This window comes from Luteibacter sp. NPDC031894, assembly GCF_050273135.1.
In the GTDB taxonomy this organism is placed as follows: domain Bacteria; phylum Pseudomonadota; class Gammaproteobacteria; order Xanthomonadales; family Rhodanobacteraceae; genus Luteibacter.
On record NZ_JBNNMV010000002.1, the window covers coordinates 787,709 to 807,493 of the forward strand.

At 64.1% G+C, this 19,785-nt stretch carries 25 protein-coding genes and 1 pseudogene; 8 read left to right on the plus strand and 18 right to left on the minus strand.

Annotated features, from left to right (window positions below; translation table 11 throughout):
• Positions 1 to 16 precede the first annotated feature (16 nt).
• Entirely contained in the window at positions 17 to 517 is a 501-nt protein-coding gene (locus tag ACQKIE_RS09470) for an OsmC family protein (RefSeq protein WP_427458272.1), read from the plus strand.
• Between the two features lie 25 nt (positions 518 to 542).
• On the opposite strand, the gene ACQKIE_RS09475 is transcribed toward ACQKIE_RS09470, so the two are convergent.
• Entirely contained in the window at positions 543 to 1,091 is a 549-nt protein-coding gene (locus ACQKIE_RS09475) for a DUF4865 family protein (protein WP_427458436.1), read from the minus strand.
• 28 nt (positions 1,092 to 1,119) lie between these two features.
• The gene (locus tag ACQKIE_RS09480) at positions 1,120 to 1,518 is read right to left on the minus strand and encodes a tautomerase family protein (protein ID WP_427458274.1); all 399 of its coding nucleotides are present in this window, start codon (positions 1,516 to 1,518) and stop codon (positions 1,120 to 1,122) included.
• A gap of 104 nt (positions 1,519 to 1,622) precedes the next feature.
• Here ACQKIE_RS09480 and ACQKIE_RS09485 point away from each other — a divergent pair, with 104 nt between their 5' ends.
• Entirely contained in the window at positions 1,623 to 2,537 is a 915-nt protein-coding gene (locus ACQKIE_RS09485) for a LysR substrate-binding domain-containing protein (protein ID WP_427458276.1), read from the plus strand.
• 47 nt (positions 2,538 to 2,584) lie between these two features.
• Here ACQKIE_RS09485 and ACQKIE_RS09490 read toward each other — a convergent pair whose 3' ends face one another.
• From ACQKIE_RS09490 to ACQKIE_RS09525, 8 genes are all read right to left on the minus strand, one after another.
• Positions 2,585 to 3,550, minus strand: coding sequence for a GlxA family transcriptional regulator (locus tag ACQKIE_RS09490; RefSeq protein ID WP_427458278.1), 966 nt, complete (start codon positions 3,548 to 3,550; stop codon positions 2,585 to 2,587).
• Positions 3,551 to 3,578: 28 nt separating this feature from the next.
• Positions 3,579 to 3,980, minus strand: a complete 402-nt coding sequence (locus ACQKIE_RS09495; RefSeq protein ID WP_427458280.1) for an MAPEG family protein — start codon at positions 3,978 to 3,980, stop codon at positions 3,579 to 3,581.
• A gap of 269 nt (positions 3,981 to 4,249) precedes the next feature.
• On the minus strand, positions 4,250 to 4,558 hold the full coding sequence (locus ACQKIE_RS09500) for a hypothetical protein (RefSeq protein ID WP_427458282.1): 309 nt from the start codon (positions 4,556 to 4,558) through the stop codon (positions 4,250 to 4,252).
• A 99-nt stretch (positions 4,559 to 4,657) separates the two neighbouring features.
• Positions 4,658 to 5,062, minus strand: coding sequence for a hypothetical protein (locus ACQKIE_RS09505; RefSeq protein WP_427458284.1), 405 nt, complete (start codon positions 5,060 to 5,062; stop codon positions 4,658 to 4,660).
• Between the two features lie 20 nt (positions 5,063 to 5,082).
• The gene (locus tag ACQKIE_RS09510) at positions 5,083 to 5,253 is read right to left on the minus strand and encodes a hypothetical protein (RefSeq protein ID WP_427458286.1); all 171 of its coding nucleotides are present in this window, start codon (positions 5,251 to 5,253) and stop codon (positions 5,083 to 5,085) included.
• A gap of 219 nt (positions 5,254 to 5,472) precedes the next feature.
• On the minus strand, positions 5,473 to 6,162 hold the full coding sequence (locus tag ACQKIE_RS09515) for a type 1 glutamine amidotransferase domain-containing protein (protein WP_427458288.1): 690 nt from the start codon (positions 6,160 to 6,162) through the stop codon (positions 5,473 to 5,475).
• Positions 6,163 to 6,280: 118 nt separating this feature from the next.
• Positions 6,281 to 7,129 carry an alpha/beta hydrolase gene (locus ACQKIE_RS09520; RefSeq protein ID WP_427458290.1) on the minus strand — a complete coding sequence of 283 codons (849 nt, stop codon included), beginning with the start codon at positions 7,127 to 7,129 and terminating at the stop codon, positions 6,281 to 6,283.
• Positions 7,130 to 7,292: 163 nt separating this feature from the next.
• Positions 7,293 to 7,589, minus strand: coding sequence for a hypothetical protein (locus ACQKIE_RS09525; RefSeq protein ID WP_427458292.1), 297 nt, complete (start codon positions 7,587 to 7,589; stop codon positions 7,293 to 7,295).
• Positions 7,590 to 7,767: 178 nt separating this feature from the next.
• Between ACQKIE_RS09525 and ACQKIE_RS09530 the strand changes: the two genes are divergently transcribed.
• Positions 7,768 to 8,625 carry a PA4780 family RIO1-like protein kinase gene (locus ACQKIE_RS09530; protein ID WP_427458294.1) on the plus strand — a complete coding sequence of 286 codons (858 nt, stop codon included), beginning with the start codon at positions 7,768 to 7,770 and terminating at the stop codon, positions 8,623 to 8,625.
• A 20-nt stretch (positions 8,626 to 8,645) separates the two neighbouring features.
• Here the strand turns inward: ACQKIE_RS09530 and ACQKIE_RS09535 are convergent, their stop codons facing one another.
• The 7 genes from ACQKIE_RS09535 to ACQKIE_RS09565 all read right to left on the minus strand — a co-directional run bounded on the left by ACQKIE_RS09535 (position 8,646) and on the right by ACQKIE_RS09565 (position 14,017).
• A complete protein-coding gene (locus ACQKIE_RS09535) occupies positions 8,646 to 9,218 on the minus strand; it encodes a cytochrome P460 family protein (RefSeq protein WP_427458296.1) in 573 nt (190 codons plus the stop codon).
• A 41-nt stretch (positions 9,219 to 9,259) separates the two neighbouring features.
• The gene (locus ACQKIE_RS09540; RefSeq protein WP_427458298.1) at positions 9,260 to 9,883 is read right to left on the minus strand and encodes an FMN-dependent NADH-azoreductase; all 624 of its coding nucleotides are present in this window, start codon (positions 9,881 to 9,883) and stop codon (positions 9,260 to 9,262) included.
• A 5-nt stretch (positions 9,884 to 9,888) separates the two neighbouring features.
• Positions 9,889 to 10,434, minus strand: coding sequence for a carboxymuconolactone decarboxylase family protein (locus tag ACQKIE_RS09545; RefSeq protein ID WP_427458300.1), 546 nt, complete (start codon positions 10,432 to 10,434; stop codon positions 9,889 to 9,891).
• Positions 10,435 to 10,466: 32 nt separating this feature from the next.
• Positions 10,467 to 11,084, minus strand: coding sequence for a nitroreductase family protein (locus ACQKIE_RS09550; protein WP_427458302.1), 618 nt, complete (start codon positions 11,082 to 11,084; stop codon positions 10,467 to 10,469).
• A gap of 147 nt (positions 11,085 to 11,231) precedes the next feature.
• Positions 11,232 to 12,149, minus strand: a complete 918-nt coding sequence (locus ACQKIE_RS09555; protein WP_427458304.1) for an NADP-dependent oxidoreductase — start codon at positions 12,147 to 12,149, stop codon at positions 11,232 to 11,234.
• Positions 12,150 to 12,249: 100 nt separating this feature from the next.
• Complete coding sequence (locus ACQKIE_RS09560) at positions 12,250 to 13,476, minus strand: AraC family transcriptional regulator (protein ID WP_427458306.1); 1,227 nt, start codon at positions 13,474 to 13,476, stop codon at positions 12,250 to 12,252.
• Between the two features lie 19 nt (positions 13,477 to 13,495).
• Positions 13,496 to 14,017, minus strand: a complete 522-nt coding sequence (locus tag ACQKIE_RS09565; protein WP_427458309.1) for an OsmC family protein — start codon at positions 14,015 to 14,017, stop codon at positions 13,496 to 13,498.
• 220 nt (positions 14,018 to 14,237) lie between these two features.
• Between ACQKIE_RS09565 and ACQKIE_RS09570 the strand changes: the two genes are divergently transcribed.
• Both ACQKIE_RS09570 and ACQKIE_RS09575 read left to right on the plus strand, forming a co-directional pair.
• Positions 14,238 to 15,305 (plus strand): DUF1993 domain-containing protein, encoded by a 1,068-nt coding sequence (locus ACQKIE_RS09570; protein ID WP_427458311.1) that lies wholly within the window; start codon positions 14,238 to 14,240, stop codon positions 15,303 to 15,305.
• 15 nt (positions 15,306 to 15,320) lie between these two features.
• Positions 15,321 to 15,548: pseudogene (locus ACQKIE_RS09575) on the plus strand (DUF3788 family protein); the annotation flags it as partial.
• Positions 15,549 to 15,579: 31 nt separating this feature from the next.
• Here ACQKIE_RS09575 and ACQKIE_RS09580 read toward each other — a convergent pair.
• Positions 15,580 to 16,680, minus strand: coding sequence for a Fic family protein (locus ACQKIE_RS09580; protein WP_427458313.1), 1,101 nt, complete (start codon positions 16,678 to 16,680; stop codon positions 15,580 to 15,582).
• 238 nt (positions 16,681 to 16,918) lie between these two features.
• On the opposite strand from ACQKIE_RS09580, the gene ACQKIE_RS09585 reads away from it, so the two are divergent.
• Genes ACQKIE_RS09585 through ACQKIE_RS09595 form a run of 3 tightly spaced genes read left to right on the plus strand, consistent with a single transcriptional unit; the run spans position 16,919 to position 19,777 of the window.
• Positions 16,919 to 17,926, plus strand: coding sequence for a two-component system sensor histidine kinase NtrB (locus tag ACQKIE_RS09585; RefSeq protein ID WP_427458315.1), 1,008 nt, complete (start codon positions 16,919 to 16,921; stop codon positions 17,924 to 17,926).
• The gene (gene ntrC, locus ACQKIE_RS09590) at positions 17,923 to 19,308 is read left to right on the plus strand and encodes a nitrogen regulation protein NR(I) (protein WP_427458317.1); all 1,386 of its coding nucleotides are present in this window, start codon (positions 17,923 to 17,925) and stop codon (positions 19,306 to 19,308) included. Before ACQKIE_RS09585 ends, ntrC begins: the two co-directional genes overlap by 4 nt.
• Positions 19,309 to 19,312: 4 nt before the next feature.
• Positions 19,313 to 19,777, plus strand: coding sequence for an N-acetyltransferase family protein (locus ACQKIE_RS09595; protein ID WP_427458319.1), 465 nt, complete (start codon positions 19,313 to 19,315; stop codon positions 19,775 to 19,777).
• Positions 19,778 to 19,785 lie beyond the last annotated feature (8 nt).

Sequence of the window (19,785 nt, forward strand, 5' to 3'; positions counted from 1 at the left end):
GCATGGGAGCAATGTCATGACATCCAATCCGGTCATCGTCGAGGAAACGGGGCAGGGTCTTTATCAGGTAAGGGCGCACGGGCAGGGCCCGTCGTTCCTGATCGACGAGCCGCTGGACCTCGGCGGGATGGCATCCGGGCCGACACCCTACGACCTGCTCAGTTCGGCCCTCGGCGCGTGCACCGTCATGACGATACGGATGTACGCCCGGCGCAAGGCGTGGCCCCTCGTCACGGTGCAGGCGTCGGTGACGCACAGGCGCGATGAATCGACCACGCGCGATGTCTTCGAGCGCAATGTCTTCATCCATGGCGACCTGACGCAGGCACAGCGGGAGCGCCTCGTCGCCATCGCGGAGGCGTGCCCGGTCAGCAAGACGCTGCATGCCGGTGCGGACATCGTGACGCGCATCGCGCCACAGGCCGCCGCCGTGGTCGACGATCGCCCTTGCGACAGAACCCATCCGAAGGCGATGGACGAGGCGTGCCGGCAAGTGGATCCGACCGCGATCGCTTGAGGCTCGCCCGTACCCGACACGCTCGTCAGGACGTCGACACGTGCCCCACGTCGTAAAGCTGGCCGGTACCGGCACCGACGGAAGGCACGCTGTCCCAAAGACGAAAGCGAACGGTGGTCCAGGCTGTCGGATCGAAGGCGACGACCGAGGCAAGGGCGCCGGTCGTCCCGTCGTCACGTGCCTGGGAGACCGCGCGGGCGCGCAAGGCGCCTAGATCCGCATAGGGAAGAATCGGCTCGATCTCGCGGCTCGCGTACTTTGCGGTCGAAAAATCTGCCGCGAGTTCCGCATGCCACACCATCCACGTGCGCACACTCGGCCAACCCAGATCGTGCGTGAGCGCAGCGAACCCCGCCCCGGCCAGGAAGGCATTCAGGCCTTCCGTCTCGTTCCACAGGTAAAAAGGCGCGTACAGGTTCTCCGCGCTTGCGACCGCGCTGTCCTCCTTGCGCGCGGAAAGGAACGCCTTGAAGCGTAGGTGCGGAAACCCGTCGAAAGAGGGCCCCTTGTCGCGGATACGTCGGTCGACGATCGACATGTCGTAGCCCGCCGGTAAGGTGAAGCTGTATTGCATGGCGATCACGATGTCGCTCCGATGGCCTTCAATGGTCGGCCGGGACAGGCGCCGCGGCCGACACGCCCGACGCGAACGACCAGTCTTCGAACTCCGAGTTCGCGATGAAGATCATGACGTCTTCGGGTCGAATTCCCGGCGCCTTCGCAAGACGCTCCACCAGGCCCTGGAAGAACCGTTCCTTCGTGGCGGCGGAGCGTTGCTTGCCCGAGGTGACATGGAAGACGACGAAATCGTCGGAGCGGGGTCCGCCGCGATAGGTACGGTCGTAGATCATCTCGCCGGGCTGGTGCTGGTGGAACACCATGAAGCGGTCTGCTTCCGGTACGTTGAAACACTCCACTAGCGCACGGTCGAGGCTGTCCGAGATGGCGGCGAGATAGGCGGGCGGCTTTCCCGCCAGCAGCGATACGCGAGTGAACGGCATGACGGGCTCCCGGTGGGCGAGTTGACACCTGCACTATCGCGCGCAACCATCATCCCGGCAATCGAATAATTCAGGACTGATCTTCCTGAAAATCAGGACATTTCATGCGCCTCACGAACCTCAACATCGACGCGCTGCGTAGCTTCGTCACCGGCGTGGATGCGGGCTCCTTCGCGCGTGCCGCCGAACGCCTCGGCCGCTCGACCTCCGCGGTCAGTGCCCAACTGAAGAAGCTGGAAGAACTGTCCGGCACGAACCTGGTCCGCAAGTCGGGCCGTGGATTGACGCTCACCGACAGCGGGGAAGCCCTGCTGTCTTACGCCCGCCGGCTATTGGAACTGAACGACGAGGCCGTGAGCGCGGTGCGCGGAGTCGAGCTGGAAGGCTGGATACGGCTCGGCCTGCAGGAGGACTTCGGCGAGACGATCTTGCCGCAGGTACTCGGCCGCTTCGCTCGCGCGCACCCGAAGGTGAGGATCGAGGGGCGCATCGCGCGCAATGCCGAGCTCACGGAAAAGATCGCCTCGGGGCAGCTCGACCTCGCTCTGGCGTGGGACATGGACGCCGCTGTGCAGACGAGCGCACAACGCATCGCGTCCTTGCCGCTGTGCTGGCTCGGCTCGGCCAACGTGCCGCCGACCTGGCGCGCCGGTCATGACGAGCCGTTGCCCCTGGCCGCCCTGGAGGCGCCGTGCCTGTTGCGCACCATCGCCTGCGACCACCTGGATCGACAGGGACTGTCATGGCGCATCGCCTTCGTCAGTCCTAGCCTCGGCGGCCTCTGGGCAGCCACTTCGGCGGGACTCGGGATCGCCTTGCGCACACCGATCGGACGCCCGGCCACCGTGAAACAACTCGAGCCGTCCGACTATGGCCTGCCGGAACTGCCATCGCTCGGGCTCGCACTGCACCGGGCCGAGAAGGACATCGGCGCGACCGGCGAACAACTGCATTCGATCATCGTGCAGACGCTGCGGGAAACCTTGCGGAACGAGTGGCTCCTTCCGACGGCGAGGTAGCGGCGTCACCGCGCACCCTGCGCATCGCTGGCTTCCCTACGTCGACATCACCGGAACTCAGCGCGAAGCTCTCTTACGCCGCGTCCCAGTCGCTTTCGCAACAACGTCCGCAGCGTGGCCCCGTCCTCATAACCCACTTCCGCCGCGATCGCATCGACGGCCATGCTGCTGCCGTGGATCAACGAGCGCGCCCGTTCCACACGCAGGTCCTGGAAGAAGGCGAGCGGCGATTGGCCCAATACCGCCTCGCACTTTCGCTGCAACGTGCGGGAACTCGTCGCCAAGGCACGGGCCGCCTCCTGCAATGAAAAGCCGCCCTTGAGGTTGTCCCGGGCCCACCGTTCGAAGCGGTGAATGAGCGGATCCGCCATCGCCAGGTGATTGGGAATGATGTACGGCGCCTGCAAGGACCGAACATCGGCCAGCAGGTAACGCGACACCATCGCGGCCAGCTCGGGGCTGGCCCTGCCGATCAACCACAGTGCGAGGTCGAGATGCCCCATCGCCGCGCCTGCGGTGATACCGACGTCCGTCGGCACGAGCATCCGCGACTCGTCGAGTAAGACCTGGGGATAACGCTGCCGGAACAACGGCGCGAGCGACCATGTCGTCGTCGCCTCGCGACGATCGAGCAGGCCGGTCTCGGCGAGGAGGAAGGTGCCGATGCAGGACGCGGCGATCGGAACGCCCGCCGCATGCCACCGTAACAGCTGCGCCTGTGCATCCAGCACGTCGGCTCGCGCGAGCGCGGAAAGCAATTGCTCAGGCGTCGTCGCATTCGGCGCGGGGACCACGACCCAGTCGGGCTTAAGCCCTGGCTCGATGCGCTCAACCGGAACGGTGAAGCCTTGGCCGGATCGTACTTTCTTGCGCACACCGACGACCGACACATCGAAGCGCAGTGTGCCACCCATCGCTCGGGACGCAATATGGTTCGCAGTCGCCACCGCGTCGAGGGTGACGGCTAGCCCCGTGTCGAAGAGCCCCTCGAGAGCGAGTACCAGGATGCGCATGGCGTGATGATCGTCGGCTAGGTCGTCGTCATGATCCGAGCACGGCGCCCGCGATGGCAAGCGTCGCCGCGAAGCCTGTCGCGAAGGCGAGCGTACGAAGCACGGGAATGCCGAGGGCGTAAACGACGTAATGGACGATCCGAGCACAGAGGTAGACCTGGACGGCGGCGAACGTCGTCGGTGTGCTCACGCCGATCAGCGCCGCGACGATGACCAGCGGTGCGAAAACCACGAGGTTCTCTACGACATTAGCATGCGCCCTGCGCGCTCTCTCCGCCCACGCTGGATCGGGGGTGAAGGAGGGATCGGGGTTAGCCAACGTCCGGGTAAGGCCGCGGGTGAAGATCCGCGCGGTGATATAGGGAATCCACATCATGATGGTGACGACGCATACGACGGCGAGGACGTGCAGTTCCGGGGTGAGTTTCATGCGTGGGGGCACCTGCAACAGGAGGATGACCACGCGGAGTCTGATGCGGCGGCGCCGCGCCAGGTATGGCGGGAAACGACAGATTCCGGGTCATTTACGCCACGGGATCCACTAGCGGCGATGAGCCCTCAGGCATGACGCCACGCTCAGGCAGACGCACATCATGGCCGCCCACTCGAAACGAACACGGCGATCCCCGTGCCCACGCATGCGTCCTAGTTGGGGGAGGGCATCATGCGCCTCACCCGTAGCAAGCGGTGTGGCCTGGGTTAGATTGAGGCGGCGGTGGAGCGCGTCTCCCGGCGCCGCCGGCGCCAGTAGATCACCTGGCCGGTGATTCCGGCCGCCAGGAGCGCCGCGTTGCTGACGATGAAGACGGGATTCCTGAGCAGGACGCTGTAAATCAGATAAAGCAGAGACGCTGCCATCTGGCCCAGGAACAGCCACTTCGATACACCCTCTATCGACGGCGCATGCGCTTGGCGCCAGATTTGACGCCCGATCGTCGTGAGCAGGATCAGCGAGGCGAGCCATCCCAGTGGCTCGGGGCTGAGTACATGGCTGACGACATCGTTCATGGGGAGTCCTTTTGAATTGCTCCCCCGGACCATGTCCGCCGCTGCGTCAAAATGAGATCAGGATTCCGTGCCTGTCATGCGGGCGGTTCCGTGACGCTATCACGGCTTTGCCGGCGCCGCCTTGTACGGTACGAACGGCCCAAGAATCGCGAAGCCGCGGAGGCCACCGCCATAACGATCCACCATCTTCACCGTGTCCAGCTCGCACAATTGGGAGCCGGACGTGTGGGTCACGGCGATCTCGTCGTCGTCCAGAGCGCTAGCTCCGGATTTCACCTGGTTGACGTAGTTGATGTTGCCGATTCGATACACGACGGTGGTCTTGTCGATGACCCGGGTGTCCGTGACCGAGGGCAGGTTGATGCAGCGCTGCGGCTTACCTGCGACGCGGCCCTCGGTCAGCTTGGCGAGTTCGGTGGCCGGGTCGTCCTTCCGCGCCCAGGCGGGACTGGTGACGAAGGCACCGAGAGCCAGCGCAAACAGCAAGCGTGCGGACGTGGACATGATCGGCTCCGGGGATGGGCTCAGTGGCGCCAGTTGCGACCGCAGTCGTGATAGCGGCTATCGCACCTGTCGTTGTCGCGGTGATCGTAGCGATCACGATCGCCGTCATGCCAGCGATGCGGCGCGACGATGCAGCCACTCAGCGATGAAACCGTCATAAGCATGGTGAGCACGAGTGTGATGCGTTTCATGGAAGGTCCTCCAGCCGCGCGTTAGGGCGCGCCTTGGGACCAGCGTGTACCGTCGAATCGAGTGCGGTCAATCGAGGGAGCGTCATTGGGTGCACGAGGCACGGCCGTTCGTTCAGGGAGTCTTGGGCGTCTGGTCAGGTGTGTGAATGACTGACAACAACGCACCCGGCGGCGTCCCTGCCTGCCGTCAACTGAAGAAGGGTCGCCAGAAAAAAACGCTCAAGGTTCCCGCGAGCGGAGGAGCGCGAGTAAGACGGTGGCGCCTGGTCCTGACGAGGCGGGGTTCTGTCCGGTGGTAAGCAGTCCGTCGATGAGTACGTAAGGCTTCCAGTCGGGCCCTTTCGAGAACTTGCCGCCCTTTGCTTTCAGCTCGTCCTCGACGAGGAACGGTACGACCTTCGTGAGCTGGACCGCTTCTTCTTCACTGTTCGCGAAGCCGGTCACCTTCTTGTCCTTGACCAGCCACTCGCCATCCGGGCGCTTCACGTGGCGCAGGACGCCTGGCGCGTGGCAGACGAGGGCGAGGGGCTTGCCGGCGGCGTAAAACGCCTCGAGCAACGCGATGGAATCCTTGTCTTCGGCCAGGTCCCACATCGGTCCGTGTCCGCCGGGATAGAAGACGGCGTCGAAATCGTCGTGCTTCACGGTCGACAATTTCACCGTGTGGGCGAGCTCGTTCTGTGCGTCCTTGTCCTGTTTGTAGCGGGCGGTCAGTTCAGTCTGGAATTCCTTCTCGTCGCTCTTCGGGTCGAAAGGCGGCTGCCCGCCCTTCGGGGACGACAGCACCAGGTCGACGCCCGCTTCCTTGAATATGTAATACGGAGCGGCGAATTCCTCGAGCCAGAACCCGGTCTTCTTGCCGGTATTGCCAAGCGTGTCGTGGGACGTGATCACCATCAGGATCTTCATGGAAGCACCTCGTTGAGCCCCTGAACTTCCGCAAGCTACGCCTGGGGCCTTCCCGCGGATTGTCCATTCGTGCACTGATCGGCGGGGTCCGGCGAGTCGGTCGGTACCCCTGGCACGATCAAGGACCCTGGGCTACGGCGCCCGCCGCCTTCTCGATGAGCGCCGCGACCTCGACCGGATGGGATTGGTACACGGAATGGCTGGCCCCGGCGACCTCAACAGTGCTGCTATGGGCGCGCCTGGCATACATCCGCTCCAGCTCAGGACTCAGGATCCTGTCCCTGCCCGCGACCATGTACCAACTTGGCTTGTCCTTCCAGGCCGGGTGCCCTGCAGGGGTCTCGAAGACGCTTAACGCAGTCGGCACTTGGGCATCGGCCTCGAAGCGCGCGGTGACTGGATCGAGATCGGCAGCGTAATCCTCGCGGTACATCGTCGGATCGAAAGTGAGGAATCCATCGCTGCTCCTGCGCACGTCCTTACCGGCATGGCTGGCCGGATTCACGAACTTCCGATCGTTCCCGATCGGCGTCTCGCCTTCGTCGGGGGCATGCGCCGCGATGTAGACCAGTGCTTTCACCTTCGGATCGTTACCGGCATGCGTGACGACGGCACCCCCGTAGCAATGGCCGACCAGCACCACCGGACCCGTCTGCAGGGCCAATATCCGTTGCACGGCCGTCACATCCGCCTGGAATGACGTCAGCGGATGTTGCGCGATGACTACCCGGTATCCATCGCGCACCAGCTGGTCATGGACAGGCCGCCAGCCGTTGCCTGTCACCCAGGCGCCGTGCACGAGGATGATCGTTGGCTTTGCTGTCGTTTGCGCGAGCGCGGGTTCGCCTGCCATGCCGACACTCAGCGCGGCGACCAAAAGGAGTCGGGATATCGACTTGTTCATTCTTACGCTCCGTGTCATCCGATCGGGACACTCGATGCCGACGCGAACGTTACGCACGCTCATGACGGCAGGAGGCGGATGATTTCAGGTAAGAACGATCAAACGAATTGCACAGGCTCGCTAGTCGTGCGCGGCGAACCATGGTGGTGATCGAGCGGCACCAATGTGCGCATCGGGGTGCCTGATCGCTGGCCACACGTCCCGCGCGGCCAGCGATCCTTGGGCGTTACTTGCTCTCGGGAACGATATTCGCCAGCTTGCCCTTCTTGTCGAATTGGCAAGTGAAATTCTTCTTGCCATCGATGCCCGCGTCGGCGGTGCCTTCGATGGTGTAGCCGGCACCGGACTCGGCGGCTTTGACGCCTTGGAGCTGGATGTAATCGTTCTTCACGTCGAACTTGTCGGCGGCTTCATCCAGGCAGCGGGTGGTCAGCTTGCCCGGATCGGGACGGTCGGAAGCGAAGGCCTGGGAGGTCAGGGCGAGGCCGAGCGAAGTGGCCAGGAGCAGGGCGGAATGGCGCATGGGACTATCTCCGTACGAGGCACGAGGCCGGGGGATCACTGCCACCCGGAGTGTGCCTTTGGGTTCCTTGCGGGGGGATGAATCGAGCGCCTGGGCCGAAATTGGCGCTATGAGCAAGGAAATGTGAAAATTCGCGGTTGATGGCCGCGTTCGCCGTGCCGCTGACCCAAGAGATACCTTGAAGACCCCGCAAGGCCTGCAGCCGTTGATCGATGACGGCATCATCGACGACGTGCTCCGGCCACTCAAGAGTGGCAAGGAGGCGGCGGTGTACGTCGTCCGTAGCGGCGACGACATACGTTGCGCCAAGGTCTACAAGGACATGGCGCAGCGTAGCTTCCAGCAACGCGTGCAGTACCAGGAAGGCCGCAAGGTAAGCAGCAGCCGCGAGGCGCGCGCCATCGGCAAGGGCAGCAAGTACGGGCGCAAGCAGCAGGAGGTCGCCTGGAAGAATGCCGAGGTCGACGCGCTTTACCAGCTGCGCGACGCGGGCGTTCGCGTGCCCGAGCCGTACGGCTATTTCCATGGCGTGCTGGTGATGGAACTGGTGACGGACGCCGATGGGCTCTCCGCACCCCGTCTCGGCGAGGTGGATCTCAGCGCCGACGACGCCCGGCAATACCACCGGGTCCTTGTGCGGCAGGTCGTGCTGATGCTGTGTGCCGGACTGATCCATGGCGACCTCTCGCCATACAACGTCCTTATCGGCCAGGAAGGCCCCGTCGTGATCGACTTTCCGCAGGTGGTCAGCGCGGCGGGAAACAATGCGGCCCGCACCATGCTGCTGCGTGACGTCAACAATCTCACCGCATACCTTGGACGATCGGCGCCCGACCTGCTTGAAACGTGGTACGGCGAAGAAATGTGGTCCTTGTTCCAGGCTGGTGAACTCCGTACGGATTCGGAACTGACAGGTCATTTCGAGCCGGATGAAACCGAGGTCGATCTCGACAGCATCCGGCAGTCCATCAATGACGCCCGGGAAGAGGCGCTCATTCGGCAGCAGGGTCGCGAGGCGGCGGAAGAAGATTACTAATCCGCTCGCGTTGGCTACGCCTACTTCTTCAACACAGGATACCCCTGGACATAAATCCAGTCGGTGTCCTTTGCCGGAACGTGGCACCCCTGGCAGTCGCTGTGGTAATCGGTGGACGTGGTCTTCTTCGCATCGCCCGCATCGAACCAAGACCATCCCCAGCCGTCTCCCCAAAGTTTATTTCCCGGATGGCTGTTCTTGTCGTCCTTGACCATCACGAACCAGCCTTTCAGCTTTTCCGTGTGGCTGACGATACCGGTGGTCATCGGCATCGTCTCGGTTGCGTAAACCTCCTTCACGAGGACATCGCCGTCGGAGAACTTCCCGTTCTTCTTGTACCCTTCCACCGCTTTCGGCGACGCGTAAACCACGTGCATTTCCGCCGCGCCGTCCTTCCCCTTGGGGGCCGCGATCGACCAGGTGCCGAGGTAGTCGTACGACGTTCGATAGCCGTCGGGAACATGCATGGCACCGGTGGCATCCGCAATGGACAGCGGTGCCTTGACGGGTTTGTCCTTGGCGTTCGCGGGCATCGAGGCGATCGCCATCGCCAGGGCGAGCGACGTCGTGGCGATACACAGTTTGGAAATCATCGTTGTTTCCTTCGGGATGGAGTGAGGTGTCGGTCCCGCGATCACAGGCACGGAACCCCCGCGAAGCGCTTGAAATCGATCGTCGAAAGCGCCTGTTCCCTTGCGGCGACGGCCTGCACGGGATCGAGGAACGCCGTGGCCTGCACGGCGAGGAAGTGGAGCGTCTTGAGCCCGGTGCTGCCGAGCACCGCCGAAAGGTAAGGCCTGAGGAAATCGGGCTGGTTGGCGCGGTCGCCCGCGAAGATGCCACCGGACGCGATGCCGACGAAGACGGGTCGATCCTGGAGCATCCCCACCTTCCCCGCGGGCGTCGAGGTGAACGTGCGGCCCGCACGAAGTACCTGATCGATCCATGCCTTGAGGACCGATGGCACAGTCAGGTTATTCATCGGCGTGCCGATGACGATCACATCCGCCGCCTCGACCTCCTGGATGAGGAACTCCGAGACGTCCAGCGAACGCGGAGGAGGGGCGGCGAGGGTCGCCGGTGACGACAAAGCCGTCGCATAGTCAGGCCATGGGTGCGGGACCGGATGGAACGCGAGGTCTCGCCGACTGATGCTCGCGCCGGGGGCACCCTCCACCAGCCTCTCGACAATGGCCGCGGACAACGCGCGGCTATGCGATCCCGGACGCGGACTGCAATCGATATGGAGGATGTTCATGCCAATCAGATCGAACCTGCCGGCGGTACGGCGGGAAAATCCTTGTCATGGTCGAACACGTTGTTGAAGAAATTCGTCAGCGAGTACATCGCCACCAGGGCGATGATCTCCATGATGTTCGCGTCCGTGTAACCCGCGTCGCGGACCGCTTTCAGGTCGGCGTCGACGACCTGACCACGTGTCTCGATGACCTTGCGCGCGAACTGGACCGCGGCGTCGCGCTTCGGTTCGGTAGCATGACCTTTACGAGCCAGGATGATGTCGTCGGCCGACAGCTTCGCCAGGTTTTCGGCCGTAAAGCTGTGGACCGTCAGGCAGTAGTTGCATGCGTTCACTTCAGAGACGGCGAGACCGATGCTGTCACGCGTCTTCACGTCGAGCGCCTTGCTCAGTGAGCCGAGCAAGTTGGCCCATGCATTGAACGCGAGTGGGCTCTGCGCGAAAGCGGCCATCATGTTTGGCGTGAAACCGATGTTCTTCGTGAAGGCGGCGAGCGTCGCTTTCGATTCCGCAGGCACCTGTTCCGGATCCAGCGCAATGGTTCTTGGCATCGTATGTTCCTCAGTGTATCGGCGGGGTTTGATCAGACGAGGTCGAGCACTTCAGCCACCGGACGGCGCGGCTTTTGCGCCCAGTTTCCGGGGCGCTCGGCACCGATCGACAGCAGCATGACCGGCACTTCGTCCTTGGTGAGCCCGAACTCGCGATGCACGGCCACGTCGTCGAAACCGATCATCGGTGTCGACCCCAGACCCAGCGAGCGGGCGGCGTAGATCATTGCCGCTGCACCGAACGTGGCCGTGCGTACCGCTTCGTCACGCTGGCGCTGCGGAAACGCCATGTACAGGTCGCGCGCCGGGATTTCCCACTCGGGCACCATCGTCTGCGGCATGACGCCGGACGCGACCAGCGGTGCGAGACGATCGGGAATCACGCTGGAATCGGCCAACTGCCCGCAGACGATGAAGGTGACGGCGGCATCGGTGATCGCCGGCTGGCTCCAGGCGATAGGGCTCAGTCGCGCCTTCGCCTCGGATGAGCGCACGGCGATGAAGCGCCAGTTCTGCAAGTGGAATGACGTCGGCGCTGTGGTGCCGATGCGCACGAGCTCACGAATTTGTTCGTCGCTCAAGGTCGCCTTGGGATCGTAGTACTTGGCGGCCGTGCGGCTCAGGATCGTTTCAATGACGGGGTTGCTCATGAGGGTATCCGGTGGGTCAAGGGTGGGTGGCGCAACAGGAGGGGCGTCTTGCTGGGTATCTGGCTTGCACGCAGGCACCCGCTGCCGGCCGCCGGTCCGGGGCCAGTGCTACGAAGTAAACGGGGGGCTACGGGCGCTAGGGAATCGTCACGGGCGAACGCGAATGACCGTTTTCCCTTTGTGCCGTGCCTTTGAACCGATCGCGTCGATCGCGTCGTCGAGGGACGAGACGGCACCGATGTTCGGGCGCAGTCTTCCGTCGCGCACGCGTTCGACGATCTCGCTCAGTTGGGCACGATCGGCTTCGACGACGAAGTCGATCACTCGTATTCCGTCGAACGTCGTGTCGTAAGGGCCGGTTACGGAGACGAGCGTTCCGCCGGCGCGAACAAGGCGGGCGGAACGCGTCCCGATGTCGCCACCGATGACGTCGAACACGAGGTCCACCTTTCCGACGGATTCCAGGGCGTCGCCTTCGAGGTCCACGAACTCGTTCGCTCCGAAGTCGAGTGCGGCACGGCGGTCGGCGGTGCGTCCCGTGCCGATCACGTAAGCGCCGGCCTCGCGGGCAAGCTGCGTGACGACTGAGCCCACCGCACCGGCCGCGCCGTGGGCGATCACTCGCTGCCCGGCCTGCAGGTCGCCGTGAACGAACAATCCCTGCCATGCGGTCAGACCGGAGATGGGCAGGCTCGCCGCGACGGTGAAATCGACATCGTCCGGCAACGGCGCGAGATTGCGCGCTTCGATGGCCACGTACTCCGCGAGGGACCCATCGCGATACCAGTCGGCAAGGCCGAAGACCCGTTGTCCGACCGACAACCCGGCGGTGCCGTAACCGAGTGCCGTGACGATGCCGGCCAATTCGTGTCCGGGGATGGTCGGCGTGCGATCCCGGTCCGTGCGGTCGGTCCACGTGGACGGCCATTCGAGTTCCGTGTTGACGTATCCCGCCGCATGCACCTGGACGACCACGTCGTTGATCGCCGCGCGCGGGTCGGGCCGGTCCACCCGTTTCATGCCGGCGGTTCCCGCACCCTGGTCAGTCACCACAATCGCTTTCATGGAAGTCTCGTCGTTCGGCGTTGGCTAGGAATGAGTTTCCGCTCGAAGTCCGTGCAGAAGATCCGTCCGTGGAATCCACCCGTCCGCGATGCTCCCCTCGTCAGGAGCGCTGAACACCCGTGGCAGGAGAGCGGCACGCCGCCACGTGATCGGGCATGACACCCGTCGGCGCATCCTTTGGCTTCGCCGAAGCGGCGCGATACTCGGAAGGGTCCATGCCGAATACTTTGCGGAAGGCGCGAGCGAAGCTGCTGCGACTTTCGTACCCCGTATTGCGGACCACTTGTTCGATGGGGACCTGTCCTGTTCCGAGTTGCTCTGCCGCCAGACGCATCCTCAGGTCGCGCAAGACGTTCATCGGCGGCTGACCGACGATCTCGGTGAACCGCGACATGAACGCGGACCGCCCAAGGTATGCCGTCTGCGCCAGTGAGTTGACTGTATGGGGGCCGCCGGGATTACTCGCCATCTCCGCGAAGGCGCGAGCAATCTGGGGATCCCTGAGCAGCGAGAACCTCTCCACCCATGTGTTGTTCGAATGCAGGGATCGGCGAAGAATGTGCACGATGACCAGCTTGAGGAGGGCGGAACTCATCGCGCCGGAGCCGACTTCCTGGGTGACCAGTTCCGCTATGGCGTTCTTGAGCGTCGTGTCCAGGCGTTCGGCTTCGGAAAACTGCTCGACGATGGGCGTTGTCAGCGTGCTGAACAGATCCACGGCGGAGCCGTAGCAGGCGTCGAAGAATCCGCAGATGAGGATGACCTCGGGATCACCGTCGCCGGCGACGATGTAATTGATCGAGTCCTTCGACACGGCGACCAGCATGCCGTCCACCGTGCGCAGGTTCTGCAACCCCCGGTGGAAGCCGTCGGCCTCGATGCGGAACGGTGCATTGGGCGGCACGATGACCAGGGTATGCGGCATCAGTTCGACCGGCGCGCATCCCTTGATGATCAGCTTGCCCCGACCCTGGATGTTGTAGTGGATGCCCGGGGCATTGGTCCCCCCCATCTCGAGGCAATAGCCTTCGCTGACGAGGCATTCGGTCAAAGCGACGAAGCTCACCTCGAGGCTTCCCAGGAGGCGATTGAGGTCTTGTGGCGAAATTCGTACGGCGGGTCCTGTCACCACTGCGTCACCCAAAATAGATCGAGAACCATTGGAGTGCAGGCAGCCGCAGCCGGTCTGTCTCCCTCGAGTGGGCGGAACAGTCGCAATGTCGGCATTGGCACCCTGATCATCGGCCTGTCGCGGCCGCCTGTCCACGGATTCTAGGGTCTCACTCTCGCCGTGGACTAATGGACTCCCCGAGCGGACGCGGCGCACGAGGCGCCGCGATCGAGGCTTAGTTGTCGCAGGCCTCCTTCATGGCCCGCATATGGGCGGTCTTTCCGATGGCCATGTCAGGCAGGTCGCCTGGCTGTATCAAGCGCGTCTCGATGTCCGAGCCGCGCGCGAGCGTGACATGGAGGGGACATCTCGTGGCGACATCGACGAGGGCGTGGAGCTGGCGGGCGGTCAGGCATCCAACGACCTGGACCTCCATCAGAAAGCGATCCCGCGAGGCCAATGCCGATCGCTCGTGGCTGACGCGCACCACCGAGCGGTCTAGCGCCCATCCGCGATCGGTGGCATAGCGGCGCATGGTCATGAGGGCGCACGAACCCAGCGCCGCGCTGAGCAGGTCGAATGGCGTGGGTCCCGAGCCCAATCCGCCCGCACCGAACGGTTCGTCGACGATCAGCGTGGACGAGGCCGAACGCACGACAACCTGGTACGGCCCGTACTTTCCCTCGCTCATGTGGACCGACTCCGGGCCGGGGCCGGTCGTGACGATCGACTCGACCTTCGACGTTCTGGCGGCCATACGCGTCCTTCGCGGCGAAGGATCCTTCTTCAATACATCGGAGGCTGCATTCATGGAGCGCACTCTACGAAGGCCCGCGCTCTTTCGGGTCCAGCAAGCGTGCCCAATGATCCGAACAATGAACGCAAGCTTTCGCCGCGGACGAATGGATCGGTATGCCGGATGCTCGGTCACGAATGGGACAGCACTATGGACGCGAAACCTATCGTTGCGGTGACCCATGACCACTTCTTTCGCTGAGCGCCTCTTGCCTTCATTGCATCGGGGGCTCTGCGTGCTCCGGGAGTATCTCAACAAGATCGAAGCCACCGCTGCGGCGACCGGCGCGAGTGAATGGGACTTCCTCGATGCGCGGCTCGCCGATGACATGCTGCCGTTCACGGCTCAGGTCCAGCGTGCCACCGACACCGCTAAAGGCGCCGTCGCGCGACTGGCGGGCATCTCGCCTCTTTGGCTGCCCGACACCGAGGGCACCGTGGAGGCATTGCAGGTCAGGCTCGTGAGGACGATGGCATTCCTCCGTTCCGTCGATGCTTCCGAATTGGAGGCGTCCGACCACTTCATGTACGACCAGGGGTTCCGCGGCGCGCACTACGCGATGCGCGCCCACGACTATGTCGACGCGTATGTGCTGCCGAATTTCTATTTCCACATCGCGGTTGCGCACGCGATATTGCGAAACAGGCGCGTCGACGTGGGCAAGACGAACTACCTGGGTCGCATCAAGGGCTATGCGATCGGCGGGCCGACCCTGCAGCAGGGCCGCCTGCGATTCCTTACCGCGGAGCAGGCCGCGGCGTGGTCGATCGCGTATGACCTCAACGGAGAGCAAGAGCCGGATGTACTCGAGGATGGCGGCACCAGTTTCGCCGCCGACGTGGCCTCCATCGCGCCGACCTTGCTCGTCTCGAGCATCCTCGGTCCGGACCGCACCTCGCTGACGCCCGCGATGGTGCTCTTCACCGCCTGGATATGGGACGACGAATACGAAACGGATCCCCTCGCCGGTTTCCGGCTGGCTCAGGGCGAGACGCGGCCGTTATCCGCGGTGCCCGGTTGGGTGTTCCCACCCGACGATGGCGACGATCTTTCCCTGGTTCTCTCGCTGGCCGTTGAACGCGGTTGGGCGGCGTCGATCTATCTGACCGACCGTCGGACGATGGTCCGACTTCTCGACAACGCGAGAATCGAGGTGCATGCCAGCGAACCGGACGTGGCTCGGGCCATCCGCTTGCGGCTCACGGGACTGGGTGCCTTCTGTGGACCTCTGGAAAGCCAACATGCATGAGCCCTCGTATTCCTCTCGGCCGGAGACCGGCAGTTCTCTGTCCAGGTGGTCCTGGGGCGCGCGGAGCGCGAAGCTTTCGAGGCGCGGCGGTACGCCTGGCGTCCGCCGGTGGTGAAGGTATACGACGAGGCGCGCGACTATCCCGATGGGAAGTGGCTGAAGATGGCGGTTGGCTCAGTGAGCGATCGGGAGGATGTGATGGAGCTGTTGCGAATGAAGCGGCCTCCGGTATTGCGCGGCTGAACTCTGGGCGCATCATTTGCTCATGGATTCCTCAGAACATGTTTCGTCCCTCGGCTAGGTTCATGAGCCTTGGGAGGACGTAAAGCGCTGGGCGTCGACCGCTTCCGCGACGCACTTGCCTCACAATTCCCGCGTCTACGAGCTGCTGAACGGCCTTATGCGCAGAGGCGGTTGGAATGTGAGCGCCCGCTTCGATGGAAGAGATTCTAAAGATGGGTTGTTTGAAAAGGGTGTCGGTGATCTGAGCCGCGTATTGCGACTTGGTCGCCGCAGGAATCGCAACCTTCATTTCGTCATAGAACGCATGGATATCAGTGGCAGCTTTCTCATTGGTCCGCGCCTGCGCGGTCACTGCTCCGAGAAAGAAAGCGACCCATTCATTCCACTCGCCTCTTTCCGTGATCGCTCGTAGACGCTGGTAGTACTCATCACGATGGTTCTCCAAGTACCCGGACAGGTAAAACGTCGGGCGATGGATGCGTCCCTTGGAATAGAGAAAGAGCGGTATCAACAGCCGACCAATGCGGCCATTGCCGTCGATGAACGGATGAATGATTTCGAATTGGGCATGCACCACAGCCGCCTGGATGAGAGGGTCGATATGCTCGCCAGCAATGTACGCTTCTAATCTTTCCAGGTGCTCGGCGACTAGCATAGGATTTGGCGGAACAAAGTTGGCCTTCTCCATGAGGCAGCCCTTCGGACCAATCCAGTTTTGCGCGACCCGAAAATTCCCCGGTTCTTTGTCTTGACCACGCACCCCATTCATTAGCATCTGGTGCATTTGCCGAATCAGCTGCAGCGTTATTGGCCTGTCAGCGAGCATCTCTTGCGCCATGCGCAAGGCTTGCCGATAGTTGAGGACCTCTTCCACGTCCGCGTTCTTCGCCTCGTCGAACTCTTCGCCCGCGTCGCTTTCGAGGACATCACCAAGCGTTGCCTGGGTTCCCTCAATCCGGGAAGACAGGACTGCCTCCTGGTTCGTCAGTGGCGAGAGCATCAACTCGGCATTGACCATGCCCCTAAGCAGGCCGTCGTACCGACCTAGAGCATCCGTCGCCTGCCCGAGAGGGCTGATCAGGCGTCCGGCGTCCAGCGCCACGGGGAGGTTGTCGGGAATCCATGGTTTCATGGTTCCACCATACAGAACCTATCGATTTTGTGTCCAACATTTGGGCATTTCGTAGAGACAACGCGGGTAGTCTCCACGCGGAAAGAAGCAACGGAGCGGCTCTAGGGATTTCTCCAGGCAAAAACACAAGATATTGGGCCGCGCCCCGCCAGATTGTCCCCATCCGCGCCTCTGGACAGACGCCGATCCCGGCGGCCCTGCCGTTGCGCTGCCAAGCCCAATTCCCTAAATTGGTGCAATGCCCGCACCCGAACAAGCCGACCTCCTGACGCTGGTAAGCACGGGCCTCGCCCTGCTCGACGAGTCTGGCCGGATCCTCTGGCTCAACCCGGCCCTGGGCGAAATGCTAGACACCGGCCCGCGAACCGCGACAGGCCAGCCCCTGACGTCCTTGATGCGCAACGCCACGCTGGGTCCCCACCTCGATCGCACCCTCGCGGAGCGACGCGCCTTCAACCTGCGAGGCGACAGCTTCGGGATAGGCCGCGGTCGTGAGCTGGTCGCCGACCTCACCATCCAACCCCTCGATGACCAGCGCATCCTCGTCGAGGTCCATCCGCTGGCTTCCGAGCCGTCCCGCGCCGCCACGCCGCTCTCCGCCACGCTGCGCGGCTTCGCCCACGAAGTGAAAAATCCGCTCGCCGGCCTCCGCGGAGCGGCGCAGTTGCTCCAACGACGGGTGGGCGACGATGACCTCCGCCAACTGGCAGCCATGGTCATCGCCGAAGCCGATCGCCTTGCGGCCCTGGCCGACGGGCTCCTGCGCCACGGCGGCGCCGCGCGGATCGCGCCGGTCAACGTGCACGAACTCCTCGAGCGCCTGGAAGGACTCGTCGCCGCCGAACCGAACGCACCGGCTATTCGTCACGACTACGACCCGAGCCTGCCAGACGTCCTCGGCGACGCCGACCGCCTCCTCCAGGTCGTGTTGAACTTGACGCGGAACGCCACGCAGGCGGGCGCGCGTGGCCTGACCCTGCGCACGCGCGTGGAGCATGGTGTGCGGCTTGGCGACCGTGTCGTGCGCGCCGCACTGCGTGTCGACGTCACCGACGACGGTCCCGGTGTGGCGGACGAACTTCGCGACACGCTCTTTCAGCCCCTCGTGTCCGGTCGCGCCGATGGCACCGGATTGGGCCTCGCCCTCTCGCGTGAAATCGCCCTCGAACACGGCGGCGACCTGCGCTACACCAGCCACCCCGGCGAGACGACGTTCTCGCTCTACCTGCCGATGGAGCGCCCATGAGCGAGATCTGGATCGCCGACGACGATCGGGGCGTGCGCTTCGTGCTCGCCGAGGCCTTGCGCGACGCGGGCCACGCGGTGCGCGAGTTCAGCACGGGCGACGCCGTGCGCGCGGCGCTGGCGGAGGGCCGTCCGGACCTCCTCGTCACGGATGTGCGCATGCCGGGCGAGGACGGGCTGCGCCTGCTGGAAGACCTGACCCGCCGCAACATCGGGCCGGTGATCGTCATGAGTGCCTTCACCGACGTCGCGACCACTGCCGCGGCGTATCGCGCGGGCGCCGCCGATTACATCGCGAAGCCGTTCGACCTCGACCTGGCGGTCGAAGCCGTGGAGCGCGCCCTTGAGGCTGCGCGGGAAGTCGTCGTCGTGCCGGCGACACGGGTGGAGACCCATGCGCTGCTCGGCGAGAGCGCGGCCATGCGCGAGGTCTTTCGACTGATCGGACGCGTGGCTGCAAGCGACCTCAACGTACTGATCACCGGCGAAACCGGTACCGGGAAAGAACTCGTTGCGCGGGCGCTGCACGATGAAAGCGCGCGACGCGGCAAGCCTTACGTGGCCCTCAATACGGCAGCCATTCCGTCGGAGCTGTTGGAAAGCGAACTCTTCGGCCACGAGGCAGGCGCCTTCACGGGCGCCACGCGACGACACGCCGGGCGTTTCGAGCAGGCCGAGGGCGGGACGCTTTTCCTCGACGAGATCGGCGACATGCCGTTGGCCTTGCAGACACGCCTCCTTCGCGTGCTCGCGGGTGGTGAGTTCTATCGCGTCGGTGGGCGCGAGCTCATGCGCGGCAACGTGCGGATCATCGCCGCGACGCACCAGGACCTCGATGCGCGCGTCGCCGCCGGTCTTTTCCGCGCCGACCTGAAGCACCGACTCGACGTGGTGCGCATCGAACTCCCATCCCTGCGCGACCGTCGCGCCGACATCCCCCTGCTGGCGAAGGACTTCCTCGCCCAGGCGGCGGCCGAGTTGAACCTGCCCCCCAAGCGCTTCTCGCGCGGTGCGATGAAGTTGGTCGAGCAGCGCGAGTATCCCGGCAATGTGCGCGAACTGGAGAACCTCTGCCGCCGACTCGCGGTCATCGCGCCCGGCGTCGAGATCCAGGCCAGCGACCTTGGCGGCGTGTCGTCCGGCCAGGCGCGCGGTACCGAATGGACCGAGGCGCTGCGCCTCTGGGCGCAGGATGCGCTGGCCCAAGGTGCGCCGGACATCCACACGCGCGCCCGCGAGGCGCTGGACAAGACCCTGCTGCAAGTCGCGCTGATCGCGAACGACGGCCACCGGCAGAACGCCGCCGCCGCCCTCGGTGTCGGCCGCAACACCCTTACCCGAAAGCTCGGCGCCTCGCGGAAGCGGCGCCCACCGAATGGATAACGCCATGTCCTTGGAAATTCGCCGCGCGGCCTCGGAAGATGCCGACGCCATCGCTCGCTGGAACATCGCCATGGCTTGGGAAACCGAGCAGAAGCGACTGGACCCCGAGACCATCGGACGCGGCGTTCGTGCCGTCTTCGACGAGCCGCGACGCGGCTTCTACCTGGTGGCAGAGCTGGATGGCATCGCCGTGGGTTGTCTGCTTGTCACCTACGAATGGAGTGACTGGCGGTGCGGCGACTTCTGGTGGGTGCAGAGCGTGTACGTTGCCCCCGAGGCGCGCCGCGCCGGCGTCTTCCGCGCAATGTACGCGCACGTGAAGGCGATGGCGGAAGGTGCCGGCGCGGTGGGGCTGCGGCTTTATGTGGAGCTGGAGAACGAGCGCGCGCAGACGACGTACGCCGGGCTGGGGATGGAGCGGTGCCATTACTACATGTACGAGGCACCGTTGGAACGACGCCGCCGCTGAAGCGGCTC